This is a genomic window from Cohaesibacter intestini, from assembly GCF_003324485.1.
Taxonomy (GTDB): Bacteria; Pseudomonadota; Alphaproteobacteria; order Rhizobiales; family Cohaesibacteraceae; genus Cohaesibacter; species Cohaesibacter intestini.
The window spans coordinates 265902-282329 of record NZ_QODK01000004.1; the positions used below are offsets into that span (position 1 = coordinate 265902).

Here is a 16428-nt window from a genome sequence, read left to right on the forward strand (position 1 = left end):
AAGGAGCCTCGTGACGATGGTCTTAGTGGTCGATTGCCGCGCCAGCACCTTTTGGAACGCGGATGCTTTCCACCAGTTCCTGAATTTCCTGTGGTGGCTCTTCGGTGGCCGAAGAAACAACATAAGCGACGGCGAAGTTGATGATCGCGCCGATGGCACCAAAGGCTTCCGGAGCAATGCCTAGGAAATGGTTGGCAGTGGTGTTTGCCAGCATGTTGGTGCCCGGGATGAAGAACCAGCCCTTATACATGAAGATGTAGAGCAGGGTGGAGAGGATACCGGCGACCATGCCAAGGATTGCACCCTTGGAGTTCACGCGTTTGGAGAAGATACCCATCATCAGAGCCGGGAAGATCGAGGATGCAGCCAGACCGAAGGCCAGTGCCACAACCTGTGCCGCAAAGCCTGGAGGATTGAGACCAAGATAGGCAGCAATCACGATGGCAACCGCCATGGATATACGTGCATAGAGCAATTCCTTTTTCTCGGAAATATCCGGAGTAAAGGTGCCTTTGAGCAAGTCGTGAGAGACGGCAGACGAAATAGCCATCAACAGACCGGCTGCAGTTGACAGCGCGGCAGCAAGACCACCGGCAGCAACCAGCGCAATCACCCAGTTTGGCAGTTTGGCGATTTCCGGGTTGGCCAGAACCATGATGTCACGGTCCACGCTCAGCTCGTTGCCCTTCCAGCCAAATTCCTCAGCCTTTGCAGCAAAGGTTTCGGATTTGTCGTTGTAATATTGGATGCGGCCGTCGCCATTTTTGTCTTCGAACTTCAGCAGACCAGTGGTTTCCCAGTTCTTGAACCAGTCAGGACGGTTCTCATACTGAAGGTTGCCATCTTCCGCACCAATGGTGCCGGTCTGGATGGTGTCCATCAGATTGAGGCGAGCCATGGCGCCAACGCCGGGAGCGGTGGTGTAGAGGATCGCAATGAAGACCAGTGACCAGCCCGCAGTCCAGCGTGCGTCAGAGACTTTCGGCACGGTGAAGAAGCGGATGATGACGTGTGGCAGGCCAGCGGTGCCGATCATCAGGGACATGGTATACATGAACATGTTGAGCGGGTTGCTGGTATAGGCCGTATATTCCTTGAAACCAAGGTCGGTGACCACCTGATCAAGCTTGGTCAGCAACGGTGTGCCGGAGGCGGCGTGATCGCCGAACAGGCCGAGCTGTGGCAGGAAGTTGCCGGTCAGTTCCATCGAGATGAAGATGGCGGGAATGGTGTAGGCAAGGATCAGAACGCAATATTGAGCGATCTGGGTGTAGGTGATGCCTTTCATGCCGCCCTGCACTGCATACAGGAATACGATGGCCGTGCCGATGATCAGGCCGGTGGAGGCTTCCACTTCCAGGAAGCGCGAGAAGGCAACACCAACGCCCTTCATCTGGCCGATAACATAGGTGATCGAGCAGATGATCAGGCAGATAACAGCCACGATGCGTGCGGTGGATGAATAGAAGCGGTCACCGATGAATTCTGGCACGGTGAATTTGCCGAATTTGCGCAGATATGGGGCCAGCAGCATGGCGAGCAGCACATAGCCACCGGTCCAGCCCATCAGGAAGACCGATGCGCCATAGCCGTTAAAGGCGATCAGGCCTGCCATGGAAATAAAGGAGGCTGCCGACATCCAGTCAGCGGCGGTTGCCATGCCGTTGGCAACAGGGTGAATGCCGCGACCGGCTGCATAGAATTCGCCGGTTGAACTGGCGCGGGCCCAGAAGGCAATGCCGATGTAAAGCGCAAAGGACGCGCCCACAACGATGTAGGTAAGAGTTTTAAGATCCATAATCTAGCTCCAACGTCCTGTTCTTATTCTTCAACGCCAAACTTCTTGTCGATGGCATTCATGCGCACCGCATAGAAGAAGATGAGTCCAAGGAACACATAGATAGATCCCTGCTGAGCGAACCAGAATCCCAGATCGGTTCCACCGACAGAGATGCCAGACAATGCAGGACGCAGAAGAAGACCAAAGCCGAACGAAACCACGAACCAGATGATCAGGCAGACCGTGATCAGGTTTAGGTTGGCTTTCCAATAGGCACCGGAGTCATTATTCTCGGCCATTTATTCCCCCCATGGTGATGAACCGGGCTTGCGGTCCATTTTCCTGGAAACTCGGTTTGTTTGAAGGCGGATGTTTTGTTGTCGGGGGCCATTCCTCTTTTGCTCCCACATCCTTTGCCATCGCGCGCACCTGAGCAATGTTTGCGAAAGAAACCAGACAGGTGAAGGCACCTTCTGGCGTGTCACGATGTAAAATGAGTGGCGAGATGGTTTCAATTAATGTTTCGTATAATTCCATCATCCTTTAGTCTCGAAAGGACTTTTCTTTGCTGGATTTGAGTCCATTCGGTGCTGGTCTAGAGAAAAAGTTGTCTCTAGTCTTACTATGAAAGTATAATTGCCTTTTGTATTTTGCTGCATGTGCGAAATGACTTCAAAGAGACTCACATACCTTGTTTTGACTTTGTCTAAATTGCCCGGTCTTTAGAAGTGTTGTTCTTTCTAGGGGTAAAAACCCACTGATCGCACGCGGTGGATGGGTGAGGAGGTTCGAGGCGGTCGGGGGAAAATTTGGCGCTGAGATGATTTGGAATGCCTGAACTAGAAAATTGATGCTATTGGTATTAATATTCCAGATTATTGGCGTTGTTAGGTGAATTTTATTTTGTTTCTTTTGGTGTTGAGAAAAAATAGGAATGTCTGTTTTGGCCATTTGTGCGAAGATAGGACAACAGTGCTGACATAAGCGCGTTGGCATGAATGCAAGGCCCCTAAAAGAAAAAGCAAGGGGGTGTTGTCAATGCAAGTGCCGTTCAGGTGGAGGTCTGACGGTGCGTATCCCGGTCTCCTGTCTTCTCTGGTGTCTGCGCGGAGAGGCAAGGGGGCGGCCATGTTTCAATGAGGGAGGATTTCAAGATGTCCGAACATGGACCTCTGTCTTTCAACGTGCCTGAACCGATGGGGCGTCCCGGTGACGAGCCGGACTTTTCCTATCTGGATGTGCCAAGGGCGGGCACCGTGCGCAAGCCGCCGGTGGATGTGGATCATCAGGATATTCGCGATCTGGCCCGCACCATGATCCGGGTGTTGAACCGGGATGGGGATGCGGTCGGCGAATGGGCTGATCCGGTCGAGGACGAGACGATCCTGCATGCTCTGCGCAGCATGATCCGCACCCGTGCTTTTGACGAGCGGATGATGACCCTGCAACGGCAGGGCAAAACCTCCTTTTACATGAAATGCACCGGCGAGGAAGCAATTGCCATCGGGCAACAGCTGGCTCTTGCGCCGGGTGACATGAATTTCCCGACCTATCGTCAGCAGGGGCTGTTGCTGTGTCAGGATTATCCGCTGGTCGATATGATCAGCCAGATCCTGTCCAACGCCAATGATCCATTGCGCGGGCGTCAGTTGCCGGTGATGTATAGTTCGAAAAAGCATGGCTTCTTCTCCATCTCGGGCAATCTGGGCACTCAATATGTCCATGCGGTGGGCTGGGCGATGGCCTCGGCCATCAAGGGCGATACCAAAATCGCCACTGCATGGATTGGTGATGGCTCGACGGCAGAGAGCGACTTCCACGCTGCTTTGGTCAATGCCTCGGTCTATAAGCCGCCTGTGGTTCTGAATGTGGTCAACAATCAGTGGGCCATTTCCTCCTTCCAAGGCATTGCCGGGGGGGATTCGGCGACCTTTGCCGAGCGGGCCCATGGCTTTGGTATTCCGTCCCTGCGGGTTGATGGCAATGACTGGATCGCGGTTTACAATGTCTCGCGCTGGGCGATTGAACGGGCGCGGCGCAATCTTGGCCCGACGCTGATTGAATGGGTGACCTATCGGGTTGCTCCGCATTCTACCTCGGATGATCCGGCCCGCTATCGGCCACGCAAGGAATCGGACGCCTGGCCGTTGGGAGATCCGGTCCTGCGGCTGAAGAATCATCTCATTAAAAGGGGGCTCTGGAGCGAGGACCGTCATGTGCAGGCCGAGGCTGAATATGCGCAGGAAGTGAAAGCGGCGACCAAAAAGGCCGAATCCTTCGGCGTGATGGGTGGCGGTTCGACCGCGCGGGACATTTTCGACGATGTCTATAAAGACATGCCGCCCCATTTGCGCGAGCAGCGCCAGAAGCTGGGAGTGTGAGCCATGGCTGAAATGAATATGGTGGAAGCCATCCGCGATGCGCTGGACATCAAAATGGCGCAGGACCGGGATGTGGTGGTCTTTGGCGAGGATGTCGGCTATTTCGGTGGCGTGTTCCGCTGCACCGCCGGTTTGCAGGAAAAATATGGCAAGGATCGGGTGTTTGATGCGCCGATCAATGAAAGCGGCATTGTCGGGGTGGGGATCGGCATGGCGACTTATGGCCTCAGACCCTGTGTCGAGGTGCAATTTGCCGATTATATCTATCCGGCCTATGACCAGATTGTCTCGGAAGCCGCACGGCTGCGCTATCGCTCGGCGGGGGATTTCACCGCGCCAATCACCATTCGTACGCCCTGCGGTGGCGGTATTTTTGGTGGCCAGACCCACAGCCAGAGCCCGGAAGCTTTGTTCACCCATGTCTCGGGGCTGAAAACCATCATTCCGTCCAATCCCTATGACGCCAAAGGGCTGTTGATTGCGGCGATCGAGGATGATGATCCGGTGGTCTTTTTCGAACCCAAGCGGCTTTATAATGGCCCGTTTGATGGCCATCATGATCGCCCGTCGAAAAGCTGGGCGGGGCACCCTTGGGGGGATGTGCCGCAGGGCCATTATATTGTGCCGATTGGCAAGGCGGCGATCCGCCGCGAAGGGGCGGCGGTGACCATTCTCGCCTATGGCACGATGGTTTATGTGGCCGAAGCCGCTGTTGCCGCAACAGGGATTGATGCGGAGATCATCGATCTACGCAGTTTGGTGCCACTCGACATTGAAACCATCGTCACGTCCGTTCAGAAAACCGGTCGCTGTATGATCGTGCATGAAGCGACGCTGACCAGCGGCTTTGGGGCCGAACTGGCCGCTCAGGTGCAGGAACGCTGTTTCTATCATCTCGAAGCGCCGATTGCCCGGGTGACCGGCTGGGATACGCCTTATCCGCATGCGCAGGAATGGGATTATTTCCCCGGACCGAAGCGGGTCGGCAAGGTGCTTGTTGCCATGATGGAGGAAATCTGATGGGCCGGTATAGCATCAAGATGCCCGATGTCGGCGAAGGCATCACGGAAGCGGAAATCGTGGAATGGAATGTGTCGGTCGGCGATTTTGTGCAGGAAGATGACATTCTTGCCGCCGTCATGACCGACAAGGCGACGGTGGAGATCCCGTCTCCGGTGACCGGGACGATTTTGGCGCTGCATGGGGAGTTGGGTGAGACCACTGCCGTTGGGGCTGAAATCATCGCGCTGGAAGTGGATGGTGACGGGGAAGAACACGCAGACGACAAAGCCGAAGATCTGTCAGACGCTGCCCCAGATGTCGCTCAGGACGTCTCTCAAGACGCCAGCAAGGACGAAACACCGGACGTCCAGCCAGAGGTTGCTGCCGTGGCACCGACCTTTCAGGCTTTGGCTCCGACTGGTCTGCCGCGGCCTGTGGGTGAGAAGCCGCTGGCCTCCCCAAGTGTGCGGCGGCGGGCAATGGATGCGGGGGTCCGTCTGGCCTTTGTGCAAGGGACAGGTCCGGCCGGGCGCATATTGCATGAGGATCTCGACGCTTATATTGCGGGTGGGGTGCGCTTGCCAGTGCAAGTGAGCGAGGCCGTTGTGCCGCTCAAGAATGGCGTGGAAGAATGGCGGGTGATTGGTCTTCGTCGCAAGATTGCCGAGCGGATGCAGGATTCCAAAAGCCGCATTCCGCACATCACTTATGTCGAGGAAATTGACGTCACGGATTTGGAAAAGCTGCGTCGTCACATGAATGAGACCCGCAAGAGCGATCAGCCTAAGCTGACCATTCTGCCCTTCCTGATGCGGGCCATGGTCGTGGCGGCGCGCGAGGTGCCGAAAATCTCGTCCCATTATGACGATGAGCAAAATCTGGTGCGCCAATATGAGGCGGTGCATATCGGCATGGCGACCCAGACCGATGCTGGCCTGATGGTCCCTGTGGTGCGCCATGCTGAGGCGCGCGGGGTGCGGGACATGGCCGATGAAATCCGCCGTCTGGCGGATGCGGCCCGCGATGGTTCGATCACAAGGGACGAGTTGACCGGCTCGACCATCACCATTTCGAGCCTTGGGGCGATGGGCGGGATTGTCTCGACCCCGGTCATTAATAGCCCGGAAGTGGCGATCATCGGCGTCAACAAGGTGGTGATCCGTCCGATCTATATCGACAGGGAATTCCAGCCGCGACAGATCATGAATCTCTCTTCCAGCTTCGATCACCGGATCATCGATGGTTGGGATGCGGCGGTCTTCATCCAGAAAATCAAGAGCCTGCTGGAACATCCGGCATTGCTGTTTGTCGAATAGGAGGGCCAGAGGATGAATCGGAAAAAAGGATCGAAATCCTGCGATGTCCTGGTGCTAGGGGCCGGGCCGGGGGGCTATACAGCCGCCATTCGGGCCGGGCAGGCGGGCTTGAAGGTGGTGATTGTCGAGGGCGAAAAGGCCGGCGGCACTTGCCTCAATGTCGGCTGCATTCCATCCAAGGCGCTGATCCATGCGGCGGCGCAGTTCCAGAAGGTCAAAGGGTGCGAGCAGGACAATGTCTTTGGCATCAGCCTTGGGGGTGGCTCTGTCGAGATCGACCTCTCCAAGACGATTGGCTGGAAAGATGGCATTGTGGAACGCCTCAACAAGGGCGTGGAAGGCTTGCTGAAAAAGGCCGGGGTTGAGCAAATCATTGGCTGGGGTCGGATGCTGGATGGCAAGACCTGCGAGGTGAGCGGCAAGGATGGGCCGGTGCTGATCCATGCGGAGCATGTCATTCTGGCGACCGGATCGGTGGCGAGTGCTTTGCCGTCTTTGCCCTTTGGCGGCAAGGTGATCTCCTCGACTGAAGCTTTGGCCCTGACCCATGTGCCGGACAAGCTGGTGGTGGTCGGTGGCGGTTATATCGGGCTTGAGCTGGGCACCGCCTTTGCCAAATTTGGCTCAGAGGTGCATGTGGTGGAATTTGCCGACCATATCCTGCCCCATTATGACCGGGAAATCGGCAAGGTGGTGCTGCAATCGCTCAAGAGTCTCGGTGTCACCGTGACAATAGGGGCTGCGGCCAAGCAGCTGAGCGAGGATGGCTCCGGTCTGGTGGTGGGCCTCAAAGATGGAAGTGAGGTGACTCTGCCTGCGGACAAGATTTTGGTGACAGTGGGGCGCAAGCCCCGGCTTGAGGGCTGGGGGGCGGATAACCTTTATCTGACCATGCGGGACGGCTTTATCGCGATCAATGATAAATGCCAAACCTCGATGACCGACATTTATGCGATTGGTGATGTCACCGGCGAGCCGATGCTGGCCCATCGGGCGATCGCTCAAGGGGAGCTGGTGGCGGACATTCTGGCGGGCAAGCCAAGGCGGTTTGATCCGGCTGCGATCCCTGCCATTTGCTTCACGGACCCGGAAGTGGTCTCGGCTGGTCTGTCGCCGGACGAGGCTGAGGCCGCAGGATATGAGATCGTGATCGGGCAATTCCCCTTCGCCGCCAATGGCAAGGCGATGGCGAGCGTTGCGGAAAGCGGCTTTGTCCGGGTGGTGGCTCGCAAGGACAATCATCTGGTGCTTGGCATTCAGGCGGTTGGCAAGGGCGTGGCTGAGCTGGCCGCAAGCTTCGGGTTGGCGCTGGAAATGGGGGCGCGGCTTGAAGATATTGCTGGCACCATCCATGCCCATCCGACCCAAGGGGAAGGCTTGCTGGAAGCTGCCTTCGGGGCGCTGGGGCATCCGCTGCATATGTGAGGGATGCGTATGATCAAAGAGGGCGGCCCCGTGGGTCGCCTTTTCTATTGTTGTTTCTATTTGGCTTTTGTTCTGGCTTGCCCTGCCGCGGGCTTTGGGGCATAGAACAGCCATGAGTGAAACAGCCCATCCGCCCAGTCTGACCCCGCCGCTGGTCAATTATCTGCCACCACAGGAGCCTTATCTGTCGGTGCTCTATGCGGACGAGCATATTGCGCTGGTCGACAAGCCGACCGGGCTGTTGAGCGTGCCGGGCAAGGATCCGGATCATTGGGATTGTCTGGAATATCGCGCCCAGCAGCAGTTGGGCGACGCGCGGATTGTCCATCGGCTTGATATGGATACATCGGGCATCATGGTTTTGGCGATGAATGCCGACAGCCACCGCAATCTGGGCCGGCAATTCGAGAAACGCAAAACTCAGAAAAGCTATGTTGCGCGGGTCTGGGGGCATCTGGCCGAAGAGGCGGGCAACGTAGATTTGCCGCTCATTTGCGATTGGCCGAACCGACCCAAACAGATGGTCTGTTTTGAGCGAGGCAAGCCTGCCAAAACCGATTGGCAATTGCTCAGTCGTGATGCGACGAGCAGTCTGGTGCGCCTCATACCCCATACGGGACGGTCACATCAATTGCGGGTCCATATGCTCAGCTTGGGGCATGTGATTTTGGGGGATCGCTTTTATGCGACAGGCGAGGCGCTCGCTTCTGCGGATCGGCTGATGCTGCATGCGGAGCGACTGGGGCTCATCCATCCTGCAAGAGGCGAGTGGATGGATTTTGAGAGCCCCTGTCCCTTTGCATAATCAAAGTTTAGCGGCGAAGCGGCTTATTGCTTTTTCCAGTTGATGACGATCTCGTTGACTTCTTTGGGCCCTTTGTTGCGCCCCGAGATGGTTTGAAACTTGCCGTCTCCGGTGAGGAAAAAGCTGATGAAAACCTCGTTGGTGCCATCAGTGCCTTTCAGGCGCAACCGGTTGGGTTCGGCGTTGCCTTCCAGACCGATCTTGGCCATGCTGCCGGTTTGCAGGATCGGTGTGCCAGACACATAGCCGTTTGCATCTTCGGTCAGGGTGGAGCTGAAGCTTGAGGTCAAAGAGACCGATCCGCATCGGCCACTGAGCGACAGGGTGTCACTGTTGGCACGGAACTTGGCCTTGATACGGCAGGCGATCGGATCATCATGGGGGTTGCTGCCCTTGTGGTGGATGGTGCCAAGGCCGCGCCAGCTGCCATGGAGCTCTTCCAGAAAGGTCTTGGCAGAGGCCGGGCTGGCGGTGACAAAGGCGGACGCGCCAAGAAGCATGAGGGGCAATAACCGGATGGTGCGGTTGAGGCTCATTCTATCTTCCTTTCAGTCTTCCTAATCTTTGCTTTTGCCCGCTTCAGTCGGGCCGTTTTCGGCCCGCTTTTCGAGGGCAAGCAGGAAACTCGGGAGAATATAGAGATCAGCCAAAAGCGCCACAAATAAGGCGGTGATGACCAGCTGGCCGAACAGGGCAACCGACGGCAGGGTGCTCAATTGTGTCATGCCCAGACCGGCAACCAGAAGCATGGTGGTGGCCAGAACCGCGGGTGTGATGGCGCCAATCGCGCGGGCCATGGCCTGACTGTGGCTGTCGTCTGGATTGGTATGGCGGCAGAGGCGATATTGATTGAGCAGGTGGATCGAATTGTCGACCGCGATGCCAAAGGCAATGGTCAGGGCGATGACGGCCGTCATGTTCAGCGGCTTGTCAACGATCCAGAAATAGGCTTCGACCGTGAGGATGGGAATAAGGTTTGGCAACAGAAATGCAATGCCGAAGCGGATTGAGCGAACCAGCAGCATGATGGCCAGAATGACAATGATGATCGCGCCGATCAGACCGGTTCTAAGGTCGGAAATCAGGTTCGGCGTTTCCTTGGCGGTCAACAGGGATAGCCCGGCCAACGTGACATGACCTTCCAAACCATCGGCTTCCAGCCCGTTGATCAAGCCATCGGCATAGGCGCTGATCTGTTCTGCCGCCAGCATGGTGCCAAGGGGAATCGGTACCAGATAGGCCAGCCCGTCCTTGCTGATGAAGCGGGAGAGGAGCACATTGTCCTCTGGCAGGTCAGCCCCTTCGAACCGTTGCAGCATCGCCACAATCGGTTCCGGGTCGATGGGCTTGGTGATGCGTTTGTTGAGAGAGGTCAGAATGGCCTCAAAGGTCTCCCGGTCCGACGCATTCAGGCCTTTCTGGCCATCCGGGTCTTTGAGAATTGCATAGAGCTGGCCGGAGCCCCCGAGCTTTTTTTCGATCAGCACTTCATCCTTGCGGATTTGCAGGTCTTCAGACAGATAGTCTGTCACGCGGAAACTGGCTGGCAGGATGATGTGGATGGCAATCAAGCCGACCGACAGGGCACAAGCGACGCTGAGGATGGTCTTGCGATGGAAGGTGGCAAGCCAGATGGCCGGGCGTCCGGGGCTTTGCAGAAAGGGAGGCGTCGCGACCGTGTCCGTGTTGCCCTTCTTGAGCAGGAAATGAGACAAGGTCGGCACGATCAGAATGACGGACAGGAAGGCCAGCATGATGCCGACCGCACCGGTGAAGGACAAGCGCTCCATGGTGGTTGCGCCGCCAAGGCCAATGCCGATAAAGGCGAGCGAGGTGGTCAGGCTGGCAAGGAAACAGGCCGGGCCCGTGGTGGAGATGGCATAGGCGATGGCGTCCTTGCGCGGCAGGCCGTCAGACCTTTTGCGCTGGATCGACATATAGAGATGCACCCCATCGGCAAAGGCGACGACAATGACCATGGTCGGCACGATGGTGGTGAGGAAATCAACCGGAATGGAGAAAAGCGCCAGAAAGCCGAAATACCAGATCACCCCGGTGACCGGAGGCACCGAGCAGATCAGCGCGCCACGCCAAGACCGGAAAATGGCACCGGCCACCACGACGCAGAGCAGGATCGAGGCGATGGTCAGTTTGGTCTGGTCCCCATGCAGGGTGTCGCGGATGGTGCGCTGGATTTCCGGGATGCCGACAAAGGACAGGGTGAAGGCTTGCTGATAGGGGGCGGCGAGTGCCTTGATTTCGGCAAGACTTTCCGGGGTCAGTTTGGCGGATTTGCCCTCTTCGGCAGAGCCGGTCATCAGGGAAATGAGCGTTACGGTCAGGTCTTCGCTGAGCATTTTGTCTGCGAGTGGTACCTGTTGTCGGAGAGCGTCAAGCCGCTCGGTAATCGGTTTGGTGCGGATTTGCGGGCTGGTGAGGAAAAAGGATGGCTCTGCCAGCTCGTCGCTGTCCTGTGAAGCGGTTTGCGTTGCCCGTGAGACATCCGGCAGGGAAAAGATGGAGAAGGCCGCTTCAACCTGACTGGCAAATTGCAGATCGAGCAGGAAAGTCTGAAATGCCTGATAGGTCTCGGGGTTGGAGAGATCCGCGCTCTTGATCAGCAGCAGTTCGTCCTGCGAGAAGGCGCGAAAGCGGTTTTCCAGTGCCACAAAGCTGCGATAGCTCTCGCTATCATTGGCCAGATTGTCGGTGATGTCACCGGTGAAGCGCGTCTGTGTGACCATCAAATAGGTGGTCAGCAGGGTGACAGCCAGTGCGATAATGGCAATCAACGGGGCATTGGAGGCAATTTTGGGAGCCGCCTTGTTCAGACCAAGACTTTGCATGTCGGTCGATACTCTCACTCGTCGAGGCGGGCGCTCTCCTCGGTCTGGGCATCGGCATAGAACCAGCTGTGCCAGTTGCTTGCCTGCTCAAGACCCTGCTTGATCTGATCAGGAACAATGAAACTGCGTCCCAGCCATCTGGTCATATCGACCGGAAGATCAGGGAAGATGCTGGAGACCAGTTCAGTGCAGATCAATTGTTGCTGGTTGAGCCCGTCCAAATTGTAGTCATAGGCTTTTCCCATATTTTCCACGATGCGGTCAAAGTAAAAATCGGTCTTCTGCAAATTGTCCGACCTGAAAATAATGATTTCATCAGCATTGAGTAGCTCATCAAGACTGCCCATGCGAACACCAAAACGGTCCGACTGGACAACGGATCGTCCATCCCGAACAGCGTTGAGAAGCTTTTTGTAACGCGGATTTTCGTCCCATTGACGTTGGTGCCAATCGGTCCCGTCGCCAAGCCAGATCGCCACATGGGTATAATGGCCCGGTGTGGTCATGGCTGTCGCCTTGAAGGGGGCGGCGATCAGCAAAATATCAAAGGGTTTTAGGCCGTCAGTGACCGTTTGAACCAGCTCGGGATGATTGGACAGATGGCCTTTGCGTGTTTCGATCAGCCCGATACTGTTGGCATAGGAACGGGTAACAAGGGTAAAAAAGCTGCTGAATAGGGGTTTGGCTCGATAAAGGCTGTTGCCCATGTCTGCCCCAAGAAGACCCAATAGCAGGATTAGCAACCCCAGTCTGACCGTGGGGAGCCTGACGGGCTTGAGTCTTTGCACGTCGGGATAGCAGGTCTGGTCTGTTGTGCTCATGATCGGTTCGGGGTCACTTCTTAGGTGGCTTCTGGATGGTCGTTTGTTCTGTTAGGGCAGCTTTGTGGTCGCTTTTTGACAAAAGGATGCGCCTCTTTTCATAAAACTGCAACTTATGCCCCAAGCAAGGGCTACATCTGTACGATTTGGGCGCAAAGGTCGATCGGGAGTTTCTCGGAAACGTCCTGAAAATGGCGATTTTTTGTTGCTAGTTGCGAATGCTTCTTAAAAGCAGTTGTAATTATTGGAAGGGCCTGTTAGGCTCGTCCCTGTTGCAGTTCTTTGCCTTATGGAAAGATGGTTTGATGAAGCTTTTGAAGAGATTGGCCGTGGTGGCGGTGATGATCACCCTGTTGCCAATGCAGGCGGCCTTCGCTGCTGAGAAGACATTCAAGGTGGTGACGACCTTTACGGTCTTTGCCGATATGGCGCGCAACATTGCAGGGGATGTTGCCGAGGTGGAATCGATCACCAAGCCGGGTGCCGAAATCCACAATTATCAGCCCACCCCGCGTGACTTGATCCGCGGTCAGGGGGCGGACCTCATTTTGTGGAATGGTCTCAATCTGGAGCTTTGGTTCGAGCGCTTTTTCCAGAATTTGCGCGATGTGCCGAGTGTCGTGCTGACAGAGGGTATCGAGCCGATGTCAATCAATGCGGGGCCGTATGAGGGCAAACCGAACCCACATGCCTGGATGTCGCTCAGTGACGCGTTGATCTATGTGGAGAATATCCGCAAGGCGCTGGTTAAGTATGATCCTGATCATGGCGACATCTACAATCGCAATGCTGAGGTCTACAAGGACAAGATACGGGCGATTTCTGATCCGATCCGGGACAGTCTGGCGGCGATTCCGGACGATAAGAAATGGCTGGTGACCAGTGAAGGCGCCTTCAGTTATCTGGCAAGGGATTTTGGGCTCAAGGAGCTTTTCCTCTGGCCGATCAATGCGGATCAGCAGGGTACACCCAAGCAGGTGAAACGGGTGATCGACACAATCCGGGCCGAGGGCATACCGGTGATCTTTTCCGAAAGCACGGTATCTGACAAGACCGCCAAACAGGTGGCCGAGGAAACCGGGATCAAGTATGGTGGCGTTCTCTATGTGGATTCCCTGTCCGAAGCCGACGGGCCGGTTCCGACCTATCTTGATCTGTTGAAAGTGACCGCGCAGACCATCGCGGATGGGCTGGCAAAGCAATAGGACCTGTCCCGGCATGCTCCCAAGTGCCGCGGTGAATGTAACCCCGAAAAGACACTCTCCTGTCACGCATGTCAGGTGATCTTGGTAAGAGAGTGTTCTGGTTGATTATCGAACATGACCATGAAAAATGCGCCTGTCCGACAGGGTGAGATGTCGGAAATCGGACTGGAAGCCTGCGATATCACTGTGACCTATCGCAATGGCCATACGGCCCTGCATGACGCCAATTTCACCGTCCCGCGTGGCTCGATTGCAGCGCTGGTCGGGGTCAATGGGTCGGGCAAGTCCACCCTGTTCAAGGGGCTGATGGGCTTTGTGCCACTGGCCAAAGGCTCTGTGACCATTCTGGGTATGCCGGGGGCGGAGGCTCTCAAGCATAATCTTGTGGCCTATGTACCGCAGGCCGAAGACGTGGACTGGAACTTTCCCGTGCTGGTCGAGGATGTGGTGATGATGGGGCGCTATGGCCATATGAATTGGCTGCGCATTCCGTCCAAACATGATCATGCGATGGTCCAGCAGGCGCTGGAACGGGTCAGTATGCAGGATTTCCGCAAGCGCCAGATCGGTGAACTGTCCGGCGGTCAGAAGAAGCGGGTTTTTCTCGCCCGAGCGCTGGCACAGGAAGGCAAAGTCATTCTGCTTGACGAGCCGTTCACCGGGGTCGACGTGAAGACAGAAGAGCAGATTATCACTCTTCTGCGAACCTTGCGCGATGAAGGCCATGTGATGCTGGTCTCCACCCACAATCTGGGGTCGGTGCCGGAATTTTGCGACCGTACCATCATGGTCAATCGCACGGTGCTGGCCTCTGGTCTGACGAGCGATGTTTTCACTCAGGCCAATCTCGAAAAGGCCTTTGGCGGGGTTCTGCGCCATTTCATTCTGGGTGGCGAAGAGCTGCATGATGATGATGATACGCGTCAAGTCACCGTGCTGACCGATGATGAGCGGCCGCTGGTGCTCTATGGCGAGGCCGAAGAGACCGATGGCGATGCTGCTGGCCATGTGTCCGGCAGCAAGGGGTGAGACATGGAGACACTGCTTGAACCCTTTGCCTATGACTATATGCGCAATGCAATGTTGATCAGCACGCTGGTCGGAGCCATTTGTGCCTTTCTGTCTTCCTATCTGATGCTCAAGGGCTGGTCGCTGATTGGCGATGCCTTGTCCCACTCCATCGTGCCCGGTGTCGCCGGGGCCTATATGCTTGGACTGCCTTTCTCGATTGGCGCATTCATTGCCGGCGGGTTGGCCGCGACCACCATGCTGTTTCTCAATCAGCGTACCAAGCTGAAGGAAGACACGATCATCGGGCTGATCTTTACCTCCTTTTTCGGGCTCGGCTTGTTCATGGTGTCCCTGTCACCAACCTCGGTGAACATTCAAACCATCGTACTGGGCAATATTCTGGCGATCACCAAAAGCGACAGTTTGCAGTTGCTGATCATTGGCGGGGTGACCCTGACGATCCTGTTGCTCAAATGGAAAGATTTGATGGTCGCCTTCTTTGATGAAAGCCATGCCCGGTCCATCGGGCTCAATCCCGATTGGCTGAAGGTTTTGTTTTTCACCTTGCTCAGTGCTTCGACGGTGGCGGCCTTGCAGACGGTGGGGGCTTTTCTGGTGATTGCTATGGTGGTGACACCGGGGGCGACAGCCTATTTGCTGTGTGATCGCTTTCCACGGCTGATTTTGGTGTCGGTGCTGATTGGTTCTCTTACCTGTTTTGTTGGTGCCTATATCAGTTACTTTCTGGATGGGGCGACGGGCGGCGTGATTGTGGTTCTGCAGACGCTGATCTTTCTGGTGGTTTTTCTGCTGGCCCCCAAGCATGGCATGCTGGCCGCCCGCCGCAAGGCGCGCGAGGCACTGAAGCCCAAGGAGACGGTGGTATGAGCGACTTTCTCGATATGGCCTTGATGCCTTTTCTGTTTCCTTTCATGCAGTCGGCCTTTTGGGTGGCGGTGATTGTCGCCGTACCAATGGCGCTTTTGTCCTGTTATGTGGTGCTGAAGGGCTGGTCCCTGATGGGGGATGCCATTTCCCACGCCGTCTTCCCCGGCGTAGTGATCGCCTATCTGTTGAATATCCCGCTGGTCATCGGGGCCTTTTGTGCCGGGATGTTTTGTGCGGTTTTTACCGGTTGGCTGAAAGAGAATAGCCGGGTGAAGGAAGACACGATCCTCGGGATCGTCTTTTCAGGCATGTTTGCCTTTGGCATTGTGCTCTATCTGAAAATTGAGACAGAGGTGCATCTCGATCACATTCTCTACGGCAACATGTTGGGAGTGCAGTGGCATGAGCTGATGACTGCGTTGCTTGTCGGACTGGTGACCTGTGCGTTCATTTTGCTCAAGCGGCTTGACCTGTTGGCCTATGCCTTTGATCCGCAACATGCGATGGCCATAGGTCTTCCGACGCGGTTTTTGCATTATGGATTGCTGGCGGTGATTTCTCTCACCGTGGTGGGCGCTTTGACGTCGGTGGGGCTGATTTTGGCGATTGCCTATTTGATTGCACCCGGTGCGATTGCCTTCTTGCTGACCCGCACCTTCAATGCCATGCTGATCGTTGCGGTGGTGGTGGCTGTGGGCTGTTCGATTGTTGGGGTCTATCTCAGCTTCTTTCTCGATAGTGCCTCGGCGCCCACCATCGTGCTGGTCATGTCCACCCTGTTCGTGATCAGCTTTGTGATGAGCTTGTCACGCAATCGGGCGATCTCACGGCAAATGGTGGTTTCGCGCGGTGGTGATCATCACTATCACCCGTAAGGGGCGTGGTGGGCCTGCCTTGCGCAAGTTGTGAACAGCAAAGCGCGTTTATGGATCTGCTGTTTCGGCTTAG

At 56.1% G+C, this 16428-nt stretch carries 15 protein-coding genes; 9 read left to right on the forward strand and 6 right to left on the reverse strand.

The genetic code is table 11. The features are described 5' to 3' along the window. Positions 1-22: 22 nt before the first annotated feature. From DSD30_RS15855 to DSD30_RS15865, 3 genes are read right to left on the reverse strand one after another with little or no spacing between them, the layout of a single operon-like run. Positions 23-1798: a sodium:solute symporter family protein gene (locus DSD30_RS15855; protein ID WP_114010691.1), complete on the reverse strand. Its 1776-nt coding sequence runs from the start codon at positions 1796-1798 to the stop codon at positions 23-25. Positions 1799-1821: 23 nt separating this feature from the next. Then, on the reverse strand, positions 1822-2079 hold the full coding sequence (locus tag DSD30_RS15860; protein ID WP_114010692.1) for a DUF4212 domain-containing protein: 258 nt from the start codon (positions 2077-2079) through the stop codon (positions 1822-1824). Beyond that, the gene (locus tag DSD30_RS15865; protein ID WP_114010693.1) at positions 2066-2320 is read right to left on the reverse strand and encodes a hypothetical protein; all 255 of its coding nucleotides are present in this window, start codon (positions 2318-2320) and stop codon (positions 2066-2068) included. The genes DSD30_RS15860 and DSD30_RS15865 overlap by 14 nt, the downstream gene beginning before the upstream one ends. 614 nt (positions 2321-2934) lie before the next feature. Between DSD30_RS15865 and DSD30_RS15870 the strand changes: the two genes are divergently transcribed. The 5 genes from DSD30_RS15870 to DSD30_RS15890 all read left to right on the forward strand — a co-directional run bounded on the left by DSD30_RS15870 (position 2935) and on the right by DSD30_RS15890 (position 8709). After that, complete coding sequence (locus tag DSD30_RS15870) at positions 2935-4161, forward strand: 3-methyl-2-oxobutanoate dehydrogenase (2-methylpropanoyl-transferring) subunit alpha (protein ID WP_114010694.1); 1227 nt, start codon at positions 2935-2937, stop codon at positions 4159-4161. Positions 4162-4164: 3 nt separating this feature from the next. Continuing rightward, complete coding sequence (locus DSD30_RS15875; RefSeq protein WP_114010695.1) at positions 4165-5181, forward strand: alpha-ketoacid dehydrogenase subunit beta; 1017 nt, start codon at positions 4165-4167, stop codon at positions 5179-5181. Further along, the gene (locus tag DSD30_RS15880) at positions 5181-6479 is read left to right on the forward strand and encodes a dihydrolipoamide acetyltransferase family protein (RefSeq protein WP_114010696.1); all 1299 of its coding nucleotides are present in this window, start codon (positions 5181-5183) and stop codon (positions 6477-6479) included. The genes DSD30_RS15875 and DSD30_RS15880 overlap by 1 nt, the downstream gene beginning before the upstream one ends. Positions 6480-6491: 12 nt before the next feature. Then, positions 6492-7904: a dihydrolipoyl dehydrogenase gene (gene lpdA, locus DSD30_RS15885; RefSeq protein WP_114010697.1), complete on the forward strand. Its 1413-nt coding sequence runs from the start codon at positions 6492-6494 to the stop codon at positions 7902-7904. A 112-nt stretch (positions 7905-8016) separates the two neighbouring features. Next, positions 8017-8709 (forward strand): RluA family pseudouridine synthase, encoded by a 693-nt coding sequence (locus tag DSD30_RS15890; protein WP_114010698.1) that lies wholly within the window; start codon positions 8017-8019, stop codon positions 8707-8709. Positions 8710-8732: 23 nt separating this feature from the next. Here the strand turns inward: DSD30_RS15890 and DSD30_RS15895 are convergent, their stop codons facing one another. From DSD30_RS15895 to DSD30_RS15905, 3 genes are read right to left on the reverse strand one after another with little or no spacing between them, the layout of a single operon-like run. Further along, positions 8733-9245: a hypothetical protein gene (locus tag DSD30_RS15895; RefSeq protein ID WP_114010699.1), complete on the reverse strand. Its 513-nt coding sequence runs from the start codon at positions 9243-9245 to the stop codon at positions 8733-8735. 21 nt (positions 9246-9266) lie between these two features. Next, positions 9267-11555, reverse strand: a complete 2289-nt coding sequence (locus DSD30_RS15900; RefSeq protein WP_114010700.1) for an efflux RND transporter permease subunit — start codon at positions 11553-11555, stop codon at positions 9267-9269. A 14-nt stretch (positions 11556-11569) separates the two neighbouring features. Then, a complete protein-coding gene (locus tag DSD30_RS15905) occupies positions 11570-12376 on the reverse strand; it encodes a YiiX/YebB-like N1pC/P60 family cysteine hydrolase (RefSeq protein WP_114010701.1) in 807 nt (268 codons plus the stop codon). A 341-nt stretch (positions 12377-12717) separates the two neighbouring features. Between DSD30_RS15905 and DSD30_RS15910 the strand changes: the two genes are divergently transcribed. The 4 genes from DSD30_RS15910 (at position 12718) to DSD30_RS15925 (ending at position 16355) form a co-directional block, all read left to right on the forward strand. Further along, positions 12718-13581, forward strand: coding sequence for a metal ABC transporter substrate-binding protein (locus DSD30_RS15910; RefSeq protein ID WP_280955319.1), 864 nt, complete (start codon positions 12718-12720; stop codon positions 13579-13581). A gap of 120 nt (positions 13582-13701) precedes the next feature. Further along, entirely contained in the window at positions 13702-14610 is a 909-nt protein-coding gene (locus DSD30_RS15915; protein ID WP_425359473.1) for a manganese/iron ABC transporter ATP-binding protein, read from the forward strand. Between the two features lie 3 nt (positions 14611-14613). Then, positions 14614-15480 (forward strand): metal ABC transporter permease, encoded by an 867-nt coding sequence (locus DSD30_RS15920; protein WP_114010703.1) that lies wholly within the window; start codon positions 14614-14616, stop codon positions 15478-15480. Then, positions 15477-16355 carry a metal ABC transporter permease gene (locus DSD30_RS15925; protein ID WP_114010704.1) on the forward strand — a complete coding sequence of 293 codons (879 nt, stop codon included), beginning with the start codon at positions 15477-15479 and terminating at the stop codon, positions 16353-16355. Before DSD30_RS15920 ends, DSD30_RS15925 begins: the two co-directional genes overlap by 4 nt. Positions 16356-16428: the final 73 nt, after the last annotated feature.

Excerpts from the sequence above, each read along its gene's own strand:
- DSD30_RS15855 (WP_114010691.1), bottom strand. The coding sequence starts at position 1,798 with ATGGATCTTAAAACTCTTACCTACATCGTTGTGGGCGCGTCCTTTGCG.
- DSD30_RS15860 (WP_114010692.1), bottom strand. The coding sequence starts at position 2,079 with ATGGCCGAGAATAATGACTCCGGTGCCTATTGGAAAGCCAACCTAAAC.
- DSD30_RS15865 (WP_114010693.1), bottom strand. The coding sequence starts at position 2,320 with ATGATGGAATTATACGAAACATTAATTGAAACCATCTCGCCACTCATT.
- DSD30_RS15870 (WP_114010694.1), top strand. The coding sequence starts at position 2,935 with ATGTCCGAACATGGACCTCTGTCTTTCAACGTGCCTGAACCGATGGGG.
- DSD30_RS15875 (WP_114010695.1), top strand. The coding sequence starts at position 4,165 with ATGGCTGAAATGAATATGGTGGAAGCCATCCGCGATGCGCTGGACATC.
- DSD30_RS15880 (WP_114010696.1), top strand. The coding sequence starts at position 5,181 with ATGGGCCGGTATAGCATCAAGATGCCCGATGTCGGCGAAGGCATCACG.
- lpdA (WP_114010697.1), top strand. The coding sequence starts at position 6,492 with ATGAATCGGAAAAAAGGATCGAAATCCTGCGATGTCCTGGTGCTAGGG.
- DSD30_RS15890 (WP_114010698.1), top strand. The coding sequence starts at position 8,017 with ATGAGTGAAACAGCCCATCCGCCCAGTCTGACCCCGCCGCTGGTCAAT.
- DSD30_RS15895 (WP_114010699.1), bottom strand. The coding sequence starts at position 9,245 with ATGAGCCTCAACCGCACCATCCGGTTATTGCCCCTCATGCTTCTTGGC.
- DSD30_RS15900 (WP_114010700.1), bottom strand. The coding sequence starts at position 11,555 with ATGCAAAGTCTTGGTCTGAACAAGGCGGCTCCCAAAATTGCCTCCAAT.
- DSD30_RS15905 (WP_114010701.1), bottom strand. The coding sequence starts at position 12,376 with ATGAGCACAACAGACCAGACCTGCTATCCCGACGTGCAAAGACTCAAG.
- DSD30_RS15910 (WP_280955319.1), top strand. The coding sequence starts at position 12,718 with ATGATCACCCTGTTGCCAATGCAGGCGGCCTTCGCTGCTGAGAAGACA.
- DSD30_RS15915 (WP_425359473.1), top strand. The coding sequence starts at position 13,702 with ATGAAAAATGCGCCTGTCCGACAGGGTGAGATGTCGGAAATCGGACTG.
- DSD30_RS15920 (WP_114010703.1), top strand. The coding sequence starts at position 14,614 with ATGGAGACACTGCTTGAACCCTTTGCCTATGACTATATGCGCAATGCA.
- DSD30_RS15925 (WP_114010704.1), top strand. The coding sequence starts at position 15,477 with ATGAGCGACTTTCTCGATATGGCCTTGATGCCTTTTCTGTTTCCTTTC.